The organism is Xanthobacter sp. DMC47 (assembly GCF_056313845.1).
Window position 1 is genome coordinate 497985 of the sequence record NZ_JBQUZM010000004.1, and the last position, 12482, is coordinate 510466.

Annotated in this window: 12 protein-coding genes and 1 pseudogene; 7 read left to right on the forward strand and 6 right to left on the reverse strand. The window is 68.2% G+C overall.

Annotated features, from left to right (window positions below; all coding sequences use genetic code 11):
* Positions 1 to 51: 51 nt before the first annotated feature.
* The 5 genes from ACT54R_RS14025 (at position 52) to ACT54R_RS14045 (ending at position 4321) form a co-directional block, all read left to right on the forward strand.
* Entirely contained in the window at positions 52 to 333 is a 282-nt protein-coding gene (locus tag ACT54R_RS14025) for a hypothetical protein (protein WP_476327255.1), read from the forward strand.
* Positions 330 to 1070: a zinc ABC transporter ATP-binding protein AztA gene (aztA, locus tag ACT54R_RS14030; protein WP_168456536.1), complete on the forward strand. Its 741-nt coding sequence runs from the start codon at positions 330 to 332 to the stop codon at positions 1068 to 1070. Before ACT54R_RS14025 ends, aztA begins: the two co-directional genes overlap by 4 nt.
* A 242-nt stretch (positions 1071 to 1312) precedes the next feature.
* Entirely contained in the window at positions 1313 to 2185 is an 873-nt protein-coding gene (locus ACT54R_RS14035; protein ID WP_476327257.1) for a metal ABC transporter permease, read from the forward strand.
* Positions 2186 to 2196: 11 nt separating this feature from the next.
* Positions 2197 to 3186, forward strand: a complete 990-nt coding sequence (locus ACT54R_RS14040) for a metal ABC transporter solute-binding protein, Zn/Mn family (RefSeq protein WP_476327259.1) — start codon at positions 2197 to 2199, stop codon at positions 3184 to 3186.
* Positions 3187 to 3247: 61 nt separating this feature from the next.
* Positions 3248 to 4321 (forward strand): CobW family GTP-binding protein, encoded by a 1074-nt coding sequence (locus ACT54R_RS14045; protein WP_476327261.1) that lies wholly within the window; start codon positions 3248 to 3250, stop codon positions 4319 to 4321.
* A gap of 163 nt (positions 4322 to 4484) precedes the next feature.
* Here ACT54R_RS14045 and ACT54R_RS14050 read toward each other — a convergent pair whose 3' ends face one another.
* Positions 4485 to 5054, reverse strand: a complete 570-nt coding sequence (locus ACT54R_RS14050) for a TetR/AcrR family transcriptional regulator (protein ID WP_476327263.1) — start codon at positions 5052 to 5054, stop codon at positions 4485 to 4487.
* A 244-nt stretch (positions 5055 to 5298) separates the two neighbouring features.
* On the opposite strand from ACT54R_RS14050, the gene ACT54R_RS14055 reads away from it, so the two are divergent.
* A complete protein-coding gene (locus tag ACT54R_RS14055) occupies positions 5299 to 6492 on the forward strand; it encodes an acyl-CoA dehydrogenase (protein WP_476327265.1) in 1194 nt (397 codons plus the stop codon).
* A gap of 140 nt (positions 6493 to 6632) precedes the next feature.
* Positions 6633 to 7820: a CaiB/BaiF CoA transferase family protein gene (locus tag ACT54R_RS14060; RefSeq protein ID WP_476327267.1), complete on the forward strand. Its 1188-nt coding sequence runs from the start codon at positions 6633 to 6635 to the stop codon at positions 7818 to 7820.
* A 58-nt stretch (positions 7821 to 7878) separates the two neighbouring features.
* Here ACT54R_RS14060 and ACT54R_RS14065 read toward each other — a convergent pair whose 3' ends face one another.
* The 5 genes and pseudogenes from ACT54R_RS14065 to cysS all read right to left on the reverse strand — a co-directional run bounded on the left by ACT54R_RS14065 (position 7879) and on the right by cysS (position 12466).
* Complete coding sequence (locus tag ACT54R_RS14065; protein WP_476327269.1) at positions 7879 to 8325, reverse strand: DoxX family protein; 447 nt, start codon at positions 8323 to 8325, stop codon at positions 7879 to 7881.
* Positions 8326 to 8482: 157 nt separating this feature from the next.
* On the reverse strand, positions 8483 to 10081 hold the full coding sequence (gene cimA / locus ACT54R_RS14070; protein ID WP_476329183.1) for a citramalate synthase: 1599 nt from the start codon (positions 10079 to 10081) through the stop codon (positions 8483 to 8485).
* A 183-nt stretch (positions 10082 to 10264) separates the two neighbouring features.
* Positions 10265 to 10603: pseudogene (locus tag ACT54R_RS14075) on the reverse strand (endonuclease domain-containing protein); the annotation flags it as partial.
* A complete protein-coding gene (locus ACT54R_RS14080) occupies positions 10584 to 11081 on the reverse strand; it encodes a GNAT family N-acetyltransferase (RefSeq protein WP_476327271.1) in 498 nt (165 codons plus the stop codon). The pseudogene ACT54R_RS14075 and the gene ACT54R_RS14080, both read right to left, overlap by 20 nt.
* A complete protein-coding gene (gene cysS, locus ACT54R_RS14085; RefSeq protein ID WP_476327273.1) occupies positions 11078 to 12466 on the reverse strand; it encodes a cysteine--tRNA ligase in 1389 nt (462 codons plus the stop codon). Before cysS ends, ACT54R_RS14080 begins: the two co-directional genes overlap by 4 nt.
* Positions 12467 to 12482: the final 16 nt, after the last annotated feature.

Consider the following 12482-nt stretch of genomic DNA (forward strand, 5'->3'; position numbering starts at 1 on the left):
CTGAGCGATACACTGTATCAACTAGCCATCGAAACCAGCCCGCCGGGTCCCATGTCCCTGTCTCTCTCCCCCTCCGCAGCGACGCCGCCGGCCAGCGGCCGGCAGGACCGCGCCGCGCCCCTCGGCGCCGCCGGGGCCGCGGGGGAACACGAGCATGGCGACCACGGGCACGGGCATCATGCCCATGCCGCTGCTCCGGCGGGCCGCCGCCCGCCCGTGCGCATCGGTGCTTCGGTGCTGCGCATGTCCCTCGGCGGGCGTCTCGCGCTGGTGTCCGTGCTGCTCCTCATCCTGTGGGGCGCGGTGGCCCTGGTGACGGGAGGCGGCGCATGACCGTGCAGATTTCCTTCCGCAACCTGACCCTCGGCTATGAGCGCCACCCGGCCGTTCACCACCTGTCCGGCGACGTGGAGAAGGGCGCGCTGCTCGCCATCTGCGGCGCCAACGGCGCCGGCAAGTCCACCCTCCTCAAGGGCATCGGCGGCGCGCTGAAGCCGCTCGGCGGCACCATCGACCGCCATGGCCTCGACCCGCGCGAGATCGCCTACCTGCCGCAGGGCGCCGAGATCGACCGCAGCTTTCCCATCCATGTCTACGACATGGTGTCCATGGGTCTGTGGCGGCGCGCCGGCCTGTTCGGCGGCATCGGCCGCGCAGACCGCGCGAAAATCGAGCACGCCATCGCCGCCGTCGGCCTCGAGGGGTTCGAGAACCGTCCCATCGGCACCCTCTCCGGCGGGCAGATGCAGCGCACCCTGTTCGCCCGCCTGCTGCTGCAGGACGCCCGCGTGATCCTGCTCGACGAGCCGTTCACCGCCCTCGACGCCAAGACGGTGTCGGACCTCGTGGACCTCGTTCGCCGCTGGCATGGCGAGAAGCGCACCGTGATCGCGGTGCTGCACGATTTCGACCTGGTGCGCGCGACCTTCCCGCAGACGCTTCTCCTCGCCCGCACACCGGTCGCCTGGGGGCCAACGGCGGAAGCGCTCGGCCCCGAAAACCTGCTCAAGGCCCGCCGCATGGGCGAAGCGTGGCGGGACGACGCCATCCCCTGCCCCGACGCAGCCTGACCAAACATTCACCGACCGGCCCCGCGCCGGTCTGATCCTGACCACGCATTCACGACCGGCTGACGCCGGTCTTCTGGACGCACCATCGCTGCTCTTGCGCTTGGCCGGGGACCACGGGCCCCGGCCAAGGCCGGTCCGGTTCCTCCAACCCACCGGATCGGCTCCCCGGCCAAGCGCAAGGGCAGGACGATGACAGATCCGGCCGGCCGCCCGCCCGCGGCACCGGCGCCCGGGATTGATCGATGAACATCTATGACACCCTCATTTCTCCCTTCGCGGAGTTCGAGTTCATGCGCCGCGCCCTCGCCGGCGTGTTCGCATTGTCGCTCGGCGCAGGGCCGGTGGGCGCCTTCCTGATGCTGCGGCGTATGTCGCTGACGGGCGATGCCATGGCCCACGCCATCCTGCCCGGCGCGGCCATCGGCTTCCTGTTCGCCGGGCTCAACCTCTACGCCATGACGGCCGGCGGCCTCGCGGCCGGCCTTCTGGTGGCGGTGGGCGCGGGTGTGGTGGCGCGGGCGACGGGCATGAAGGAGGACGCCTCGCTCGCGGCCTTCTACCTGATATCGCTGGCACTGGGCGTGCTCATCGTCTCGCTGCGCGGCTCCAACGTGGACCTGCTGCATGTCCTGTTCGGCACCGTGCTGGGCATCGACGACGCGACGCTGATGCTGATCGCCGGCATCACTACCCTCACGCTCCTCACCCTCGCCGTGGTGTGGCGGCCGCTGGTGCTGGAATGCGTGGACCCCACCTTCCTCGCCTCGGTGAGCCGCAGCGGCGGGGTCAGCCACATCGCCTTCCTGTCGCTGGTGGTGCTGAACCTCGTGGGCGGCTTCCATGCGCTGGGCACGCTGCTCGCGGTGGGGCTGATGATGCTGCCGGCCGCCACCGCGCGCTTCTTCGTGCGGGACCTCACCGCCCTCGTCACCACCTCGACGCTGATCGCCTTCGCGTCCGGCGTGGCCGGGCTGCTCGTGTCCTACCACCTCGGCACGCCGTCCGGCCCGTCCATCATCCTGGTCGCCGGGCTGGCCTATGCGTTCGCCGTCATCTTCGGGCCGATCGGCGGGCTTGCCGGCCGCTTCGTCCCGCGCCGTCACCTTGAAGCCTGAAGAGGACTTTCATGATCTCCCGACGTCTCCTCCTCGCCGCCGGCGTTGCCGGCTCCCTGGCCGCCGGCCTCACCCTGCCGCTGGCCGGCCCGGCCCTCGCCCAGGCATCCGCCCAGAAGATGCCCGTGGTGGCGTCCTTCTCCATCCTCGGTGATTTCGTGAAAGAGGTGGGCGGCGATCGCGTGGCCGTCACCACCATCGTCGGGACCAACGGCGATGCCCACGTCTACCAGCCCACGCCGGCCGACGCGAAGGCGGTGGCCGCGGCCAAGGTGGTGTTCGTGAACGGCCTCGGCTTCGAGGGCTGGATGGACCGCCTCATCAAGGCCTCCGGCACCAAGGCGACCATCGTCGTCGCCACCAAGGGCATCACGCCGCGCACCCGCAGCGCCACCGAGCCGCAGGACGACGACGAGAAGGACGCCGGCCACGGCAAAAAGGGCAAGGAGGCCCATGCCGGCCATGACCACGGCCCCATCGATCCCCACGCCTGGCAGTCCATCGCCAACGCCAAGGTCTATGTGGCCAACGTGCGCGACGGCCTGATCGCCGCCGATCCGGACGGCCGCGACGTCTACACCGCCAACGCCGCCGCCTACACCGCCAAGCTCGACGCGCTGGAGGCCGAGGTAAAGTCCGCCATGGCCAGGATCCCGGCCGAGCAGCGCCGCATCATCACCTCCCACGACGCCTTCGGCTATTTCGGCGAGGCTTACGGCCTCGTGCTGATCGCCCCCGAGGGCGTCTCCACCGAGAGCGAGGCCTCGGCCAAGGACGTGGGCCGCATCATCCGCCAGATCAAGGCGCAGAAAATCCCGGCCGTGTTCGTCGAGAACGTCACCGACCCGCGCCTCATCCAGCGCATCGCCAAGGAAAGCGGCGCCAAGGTGGGCGGAACGCTCTATTCCGACGCCCTGTCCGATGACAAAGGCCCCGCGAGCACCTACATCGACATGATGCACTCCAACGTGCGCGAACTCTCGTCCGCTCTGTCGAGCTGAGAGGCGCCCGTTTCCTTCCGGCGGCCGCCTCGCGCGGCCGCCGCCGTACCAAGGTGAAGCCATGGCTGAAACGCAGGCCGAGAAGATCCCCGTCACCGTGCTGACCGGCTATCTGGGTGCCGGCAAGACCACGCTGCTCAACCGCATCCTGTCGCAGCCGCACGGCAAGAAATTCGCCGTCATCGTCAACGAGTTCGGCGAGATCGGCATCGACAACGACCTCGTGGTGGGCGCCGACGAGGAAGTGTTCGAGATGAACAACGGGTGCATCTGCTGCACCGTGCGCGGCGACCTCATCCGCATCATCGACGGCCTCTTGCGCCGCAAGGGCGGCTTCGACGGCATCATCGTCGAGACGACCGGGCTGGCGGACCCCGCCCCCGTGGCCCAGACCTTCTTCGTGGACGAGGAAGTGCAGGCCAAGACCAAGCTCGACGCGGTGGTGACCGTCGCCGACGCCAAGTGGCTCTCCGACCGCCTGAAGGACGCCCCCGAGGCGAAGAATCAGGTGGCCTTCGCCGACGTGATCCTCCTCAACAAGACCGACCTCGTGACCGGCCCCGAGCTGGACGCGGTGGAAGCCCGCATCCGCGGCATCAACCCCTATGCCAAGCTCTACCGCACCCAGAAGTCCGAGATCGACATCGCCAAGGTGCTGAACCAGGGCGCCTTCGACCTTGAGCGCGTGCTGGAGCTGGAGCCCGCCTTCTTGGAGGAGGACGAGCACCACCATCACCACCACGCCCATGGCGAGGCCTGCGGGCCGGACTGCGGCCATGATCACGGCCACGATCATGACCACGACCACCATCACCACGGGCTGAAGGCGGTGCATGACGAGGAGATCCAGTCGGTCTCCTTCTCCACCGACAAGCCGCTGGACCCGGACAAGTTCTTCCCCTGGGTGCAGAACATCGTGCAGGTGGAGGGGCCGAACATCCTGCGCTCGAAGGGCATCCTGTCGTTCAAGGACGACCCGGACCGCTTCGTGTTCCAGGGCGTCCACATGATCCTCGACGGCGACCACCAGCGCCCGTGGAAGGCCGACGAGAAGCGGCTGAGCCGCATCGTCTTCATCGGCCGCCAGCTCAAGCGCGACCTGCTCGAAGAGGGCTTCCTCGCCTGCGTGGCGTGAAGGCAGGCTGAGCGAGGGCCCTGTCTTCCCCACGCCGCCCTCCCTGTCCCAACCGTCGCCCTCCGGCTCGACCGGAGGGCCTATCCATCCGCCTGGGCAAATCCCGGGATGGGTGCTCCGGTCGAGCCGGAGCACGACGGCGGAATTGCTGCTTCGGCGCGCCTCAGGCCACCAGCCCGCGCACCAGCAGGTCGTGATACTCCAGCGCGACCTCTTCGGCCGACTTGTCGCCGCCCGGCTTGAACCAGCGCACCATCCAGCTCAAGAGCGAGAGCACCGCGCGCCCGGTCATGGCCGCGCCGACCTCCCGGAACGAACCGTCTGCGACGCCATCGGCAATGATCCGGCGCAAGAGGCCCTCATGGGCGTCGCGCAGGGCGAGGGCATCGTCCTTCAGCCCGGTATTGGCCATGCCGGAGAAGCCCACGAGCATGGTGACGAAGCAATCGTAATTGTCGGCAAGGAAGCGGGCGTGAGCGACCATGAACTGCTTCAGCTGTTCGGCCGGCGGGTCCTCCCGCCGCACCGCCGCGGATGACGCGTCGTTGAGGCCGGAGAGCGTGAAGATGATGATGGCGTCATAGATCTCCTGCTTCGAGGAGAAGTAGTTGTAGATCGCGCCCTTGGAATAATTGAGCGACCGCGCGACCTCGCTGAGCGACGACTCCACATAGCCCTTCTGCGCGAACATCTGCGCCGCCTGCCGCAGGATTTCCGCGCGCGGGTCGCTCATCATAGGCGGACGGCCGAGGCGCGTGCCATCGCCCTCCGCCGCGACGCGCAGAGCCGCCGATTTCGGCGGACGGCCACGCCGCCGGGCGGGGGCCGGGCGGGCCGGCGCATCCTGTTCGTGGTCGCCTCGATCCTGCAGCGTCGTGCTCCTTGACGATTGGCTTTTATTTATATACCGACTGGTAGGAATGTAAATGCCTGCCGCCACCCGGCGGGCCAGCGAGCGAGAGAGCGGGAGACGCACCATGGCCGCATCCGGAAAGCCGACCTTCGACTGGGCCGACCCCTTCGACCTCAACAGCCAGCTCACCGAGGACGAGCGGCTGGTGCGTGACACCGCCCGCGACTATGCGCAGGAAAAGCTCCTGCCGCGCGTGACCTCCGCCTATCTCGACGAGCGGTTCGACCGCGAGATCATGAACGAGATGGGCGAGCTCGGCCTCCTCGGCCCCACCATCCCGGCGGAATACGGCGGCGCCGGCCTCGGCTATGTGGCCTACGGCCTCGCCGCGCGGGAAGTGGAGCGGGTCGACTCGGGCTACCGCTCGGCCATGAGCGTGCAGTCGTCCCTCGTCATGCACCCCATCTACGCCTACGGCACCGAGGAGCAGCGCAAGAAATACCTGCCCAAGCTCGCCACCGGCGAGTGGGTGGGCTGCTTCGGCCTGACCGAGCCGGACGCCGGCTCCGATCCCGCCGGCATGCGCACCCGCGCCGAGAAGATCGACGGCGGCTATCGCCTCAACGGCGCGAAGATGTGGATCACCAATTCGCCCATCGCCGACCTCGCGGTGGTGTGGGCGAAGTCCGCGGCGCACGACAATGCCATCAAGGGCTTCGTCGTGGAGCGCGGCATGAAGGGCTTCTCCACCCCCAAGATCGAGGGCAAGCTCTCGCTGCGCGCCTCTATCACCGGCGAGGTGGTGCTGGAGGACGTGGAGATCCCGGAGGCGAACCTCCTGCCCAACGCCGCTGGCCTGCCCGGCCCCTTCGGCTGCCTTAACCGCGCCCGCTACGGCATCGGCTGGGGCGCCATGGGCGCGGCGGAGGCCTGTTATGCGGCTGCCCGCCAGTACACGCTGGACCGCAAGCAGTTCGGCAAGCCGCTCGCCGCCACCCAGCTGGTGCAGAAGAAGCTGGCAGACATGGCGACCGAGATCGCGCTGGGCCTCCAGCTCGCGCTGCGCGCCGGGCGGATGTTCGATGAGGGCACGCTGCCCATCGAGGCCATCTCCTTCCTCAAGCGCAACAATTGCGGCAAGGCGCTGGACATCGCCCGGGTCGCCCGCGACATGCACGGCGGCAACGGCATCTCGGCCGAATTCCACGTCATCCGCCACGCGGCGAACCTCGAGACGGTGAACACCTACGAGGGCACCCACGACATCCACGCGCTGATCCTCGGCCGCGCGATCACCGGGATCCAGGCGTTCTTTTGATTGTCTCCCTCTCCCCTTGCGGGAGAGGGTGGATCGCGGCAAAGCCGCGAGACGGGTGAGGGGTTGAAGCCGCCCCCCTCACCCCCAGCCCCTCTCCCGCAAGGGGAGAGGGGAGCCAAAGCCGCCAAGCGAGTCTTCCCATGCCCTCCCCTGCCTCCCCTCCCCTCGCCGGCCTCCGCGTCCTCGAACTCGCCCGCATCCTCGCGGGGCCGTGGTGCGGGCAGCTGCTCGCCGACCTCGGGGCGGAGGTGATCAAGGTGGAGCGGCCGGGTGGCGGCGACGATACGCGCACCTGGGGCCCGCCCTTCCTGAAAGGGGCGGACGGGGCGGACCTCGGCGCCGCCTATTTCCATGCGACCAATCGCGGCAAGCGCTCGGTGGCGGTGGATTTCGAGACGGAAGAGGGGCAACAGATCATCCGTGATCTCGCGCGGCAGAGCGATGTCCTCATCGAGAACTTCAAGGTGGGCGGGCTCAAGAAATACGGGCTCGATTACGAGAGCCTGAAAAAAGAGAACCCCCGCCTCGTCTATTGCTCCGTCACCGGCTTCGGCCAGGACGGCCCCTATGCGCCGCGCGCGGGCTACGACTTCCTCGTGCAGGGCATGGGCGGCATCATGGACCTCACCGGCGCGCCGGATGGCGAGCCGCAGAAGGTGGGCGTCGCCTTCGCCGACATCTTCACCGGCCTCTATGCCACCGTGGGCATTCTCGCGGCGCTGCGCCGGCGCGACGAGACCGGCACGGGCGGGCATGTGGACATGGCGCTGCTGGACACGCAGGTGGGCGTGCTCGCCAACCAGGCCATGAACTACCTCACCTCCGGCAAGGCGCCGAAGCGCATGGGCAATGCCCATCCCAACATCGTGCCCTACCAGGTCTTCCCCTGCGCGGACGGCTATTTCATCGCCGCCATCGGCAATGACGGCCAATTCGCCCGCTTCTGCGCCGTGCTGGGCGCGCCGGAGCTGGCGCAGGCGGCCGACTACGCCACCAATCCCGCCCGCGTCTCGAACCGCGCCGTGCTGGTGCCGAAGCTCACCGCGCTGACCATGGCCTTCGCCCGCGACGACCTCCTCGCTGCGCTGGAGGCGAAGGGCGTTCCGGCGGGGCCGATCAACACCGTCTCGCAGGTGTTCGAGGACCCGCAAGTGAAGGCGCGCGGCCTGCGCGTGGACCTTACGGAGGCGGGCGGCGGCACCATTCCGGCCGTGGCGAGCCCCATCGTGCTGGACGGCGAGCGGCAGGTGGCGAAGAGCGCCAGCCCGCGGCTGGGTGCGGACACGGAAAAGGTGCTCGCGGCGCTGAAAGCGCTGGCGCAGGACTGAAAAGAAAAGGCCGGGCATTCGCTGCCCGGCCCTTTTTGCATTTCGGCTCGCGAGCCTGTCAGGCCGCCACCGCCTTTGTATGGTTCAGCGGCAATTCGAAGAGGCCGAAGACGCTGGGATTGCGCTTCCAGGCATCAAGCGCGACCGCCAGCGAGGCGATGGCCCAGAACACCAGATATTCGATGCCGTGCCCGGCCCAGTACCAGCCGAGACCATGGACCGCTACGGTGGCATAGGCGGCGACCGCCATCACCCCCGCCGAGATGATACCCACGTACTTCGTGAACAGCCCGAAGGTGAGGCCGATGCCGCAAACCAGCTCCATCGTGATGGAAAGCACCACGAAGGCTTCCGGCGGCGTGAGGCCCGCCTTGGAAAAGAATCCAACGGCCCCCGAGAAGCCGATGATCTTGGAAATGGCATGGGGGAAGTAAAAGAGCCCGCACAGGATCCGCGTTATCACCATCGGATCGGAGACATCGAAGCGGGATTGAACGTTGGACATGACCAAGCTCCCGATATGCGCAGGCCATGAATGCCTGCAAGCTCGCAATCAAGCTTGGACGAAAGCTTAGGCCCGGTAGCGGGGTAGACATTGATTTCAAACAATCCCCCCGCGCGCCGCTGCAAACCGCGCTTGCAGCCGCGCACGGGGGCGAGCGTCAGGCTGGCGCGCCTTCCTTCAAGAGCTTCCAGGTGATGGAATCGAGGAGCGCCTCGAAGGAGGCGTCGATGATGTTGGGAGAGACGCCCACCGTGGTCCAGCGGTCGCCGGTCTCGTCCGCGCTCTCGATGAGCACCCGCGTCACCGCTTCCGTGCCGCCGTTCAGCACGCGCACGCGATAGTCGGTGAGGTGCAGGCCGGAAATGAACGGCTGGTACTTGCCGAGGTCCTTGCGCAGGGCCACGTCCAGCGCGTTCACCGGGCCGTTGCCCTCGGCGGCGGAGATCAGGGTCTCGTCGTCCACCTTCACCTTCACGATGGCCTCGGCCACGGTGACAAGCTCGCCCTGCGCGTTGTAGCGGCGCTCCACGTTCACCTTGAAGCGCTCCACGGAAAAGAAGTCCGGCACCGAGCCGAGCATCCGCCGCGCCAGCAGGGCGAAGGAGGCGTCCGCCGCCTCGTAGGAATAGCCCAGCGCCTCACGCTCCTTCACCACCTCCAGCAGCCGGGAGATGCGCGGGTCCTTCTTGTCCACCGGCACGCCAAGGCGTTCCAGCTCGGACAGGACGTTGGAGCGGCCGGCCTGGTCGGAAACCATCACGCGGCGGCGGTTGCCCACCTTCTCCGGCGCGACGTGCTCGTAGGTGGCGGGGTCCTTCAGGATGGCCGAGGCGTGGATGCCGGCCTTGGTGGCGAACGCGCTCTCGCCCACATAGGGCGCGTGCCGGTCCGGGGCGCGGTTCAGCATCTCGTCCAGCGTGCGGGAGACGTGGACCAGTTCGCCCAGCGCCTCTTCGCCCACGCCGATGTCGAAGCGCTCGGCGAAGTCCTTTTTCAGCAGCAGGGTGGGGATGAGCGAGCAGAGATTGGCGTTGCCGCAGCGCTCGCCGAGGCCGTTCAGCGTGCCCTGGATCTGTCGCGCGCCGGCCCGCACGGCAGCCAGCGAATTCGCCACCGCCTGCTCGGTATCGTTGTGGGCGTGGATGCCGACATTGGTGCCAGGCACCACCTTCACCACTTCGGAAACGATCGCCTCCACCTCGTGGGGCAGCGTGCCGCCATTGGTGTCGCACAGCACCACCCAGCGCGCGCCGGCATCATAGGCGGTGCGGGCGCAGGCTAGGGCGAAGTCGCGGTCTTCCTTGAAGCCGTCGAAAAAGTGCTCGCAATCCACCAGCGCCTCGCGCCCGGCGGCAATTGCTGCCTCGACGCTGTCGCGGATGGAGGCGAGGTTCTCCTCCTTGGTGGTCTCCAGCGCCACCCGCACCTGATAGGCGGAGGACTTGGCGACGAAGCAGATGGCGTCGGACTGCGCCGCCAGCAGCGCCGCCACGCCCGGGTCGTTGGACGCCGAGCGGCCGGGGCGCTTGGTCATGCCGAAGGCGGTGAGCCGCGCCTTCGCCTCATGCTTCTCCGCGAACAGCTGCGTGTCGGTGGGATTGGCGCCGGGATAGCCGGCCTCCACATAGTCCACGCCCAGCCGGTCCAGCAGGGAGAGCACGCGCAGCTTGTCGGCCACGGTGAAATCGACGCCATTGGTCTGCGCTCCGTCGCGCAGGGTGGTGTCGAAGAGATAGAGGCGTTCCTTCGTCGGCATTGTTGTCTCTTTCCCCCGTCCGCCTCGGGCGTCAGCTCTTGCGGCGCCAGCCCCCTCACCCGTCTCGCGGCTACGCCGCGATCCACCCTCTCCCGCAAGGGGAGAGGGGCTTCCCGGCCTTGCCTCCCCTCTCCCCTTGCGGGAGAGGGGCTGGGGGTGAGGGGTGGCTTTCACCGCCTGATAAATCGCCTCCAGCACGGACTGCGTCCGCAGGAGGATGTCGTTGTTCCAGAACCGCAGCACGCGGAAGCCGTTGGCCGCGAAATAGGCATCGCGCACCGCGTCGCGCGCCGATTCCACATGCTGGCCGCCATCCGCTTCCACCACCAGCCGATGCTGGAAGCAGAGGAAGTCCGCCACATAAGGCCCCACCGGCACCTGCCGGCGGAACTTCGCGCCCTCCAGCCGACGGTCGCGCAGCACTTGCCAGAGCTTGCGCTCGGCATCGGTCATCGTCTCGCGCAGCGCACGGGCGCGCGCTTGCTTTGCCGAAGCGGGAGGCTCAGTGCCGGGGGCCGGCATCGTCCTCCCCCAGAGTCTTCGTCATCGCCGTGTTGGCGAGCCAGGTGTCGGCCAGCGGCACCATGTTGCGGCGCTGGGGTTCGTAGCCGCGCTTCTGGAAGAAGCCGAGGGCGGTGTCGCTGGCGTCCACGGTGAGCTTGCGGGTGCCGCGCGCCTTGGCCAGCGTCTCGGCGGCATCGCACAGGGCCTTGGCGACGCCGGTGCCCGCCGCGTCCGGCGCCACGTAGAGCATGTCGATGTGGGCGTTGTCCTTCAGCGAGACGAAGCCGGCCACCGCCTTGCCGCGCAGGGCGACGAGGGTGAGGCTCGCGGCGAGGCGCGCGGCGAAGGCCTCCGCGTCGTCGGCCTTGGCGGCCCAGGCGTCCTGCTGCTCGCTGTCGTAATCATCGCCGGTCAGTTCGGCGATGGAGGCGCGGAATAGGTCGGCCAGCGCCGGCGCGTCGGCGGGGAGGTAGGGGCGCAAAGCGATGGCGGTCATCGCGACACCTCCCAGCTGGTGGTCCCGTCCTTGTTGTCCATCAGCACGATGCCCTTGGCGGCCAGTTCCTCGCGGATCTGGTCGGCGCGCTTGAAGTCCTTCGCCTTGCGGGCGGCGAGCCGCTCGGCGATGAGGCCGGAGATGACCCCTTCATCCAGCGCAATGGCCTCCTTCTGCCGCGCGCGCCACCCGCTTTCGGTGTCGCCCAGAAGGCCAAGCAGGTTGGCCGCGCCCTTGAAGCGGCGACGCAAAGCGGAGGACGTATCCTCATGCTCGGCCACCTCGGCGAGGTGGTGCAGGTGGGCGATGACGGAGGGGGTGTTGAGGTCGTCGGCGAGGCGGTCGGCGATCTCGGTCTCGAACGGGTTGCCTTCGCCCGTCTCCGCCTCCACGTCACCGATGACGCGATACCACTTGGCCAGCGTCTTGGCGGCGAAGCCGAGGCCCTGGCGGGTCCAGTTGATGGGCTGGCGGTAGTGGGTGGACAGCATGGCGAGGCGCAGCACCTCGCCGGGCCACTCGTCCAGCAACTCGCGGATGGTGACGAAGTTGCCGAGGGACTTCGACATCTTCTCGCCTTCCAGCATCAGGAAGCCGTTGTGCATCCAGGTCTGCGCCATCACGCCCGAATGGAAGGCGCAGCGCGACTGGGCGATCTCGTTCTCATGGTGCGGGAAAACGAGGTCAATGCCGCCGCCGTGGATGTCGAAGGTCTCGCCCAGATGCTTCCAGCTCATGGCCGAGCACTCGATGTGCCAGCCGGGCCGGCCGGGGGTGGCGATGCCGCAGGGCGAGGGCCAGCCGGGCACGCCCTCGGCGCTCGGCTTCCACAGCACGAAGTCCATGGCATCGCGCTTGTAGGGGGCGACGTCCACGCGGGCACCGGCCATCATCTCGTCCAGCGAGCGGCGGGAGAGGCGGCCGTAGTCCGGCATGGAGGGCACGTGGAACAGCACGTGCTCCTCCGCCACATAGGCGTGGCCCGAGGCGACGAGGCGCTCGATGAGCACGCGCATCTCCTCGATATGCTCGGTGGCGCGCGGCTCCACGGTGGGCGGCAGACAGTTCAGCGCCGCCGTGTCCTCCCGGAACCAGCGGTAGGTCTCCTCCGTCAGGTCGCGGATGGAGATGGAGCGGTCGGCGGCGCGGGCGTTGATCTTGTCGTCCACGTCCGTGATGTTGCGGACGTATTTGACATGGCTTTCGCCATAGAGGCGCCGCAGCAGGCGGAAGAGCACGTCGAAGACGATGACCGGGCGCGCATTGCCGATATGGGCGTGGTCGTAGACCGTCGGCCCGCACACATACATGCGCACGTTCAAGGGATCGAGCGGACGCAGGAGGTCCTTCGAGCGGGTCAGCGTGTTGTAGAGCCTGAGCTCCATGGATCGTTCCCCCGAA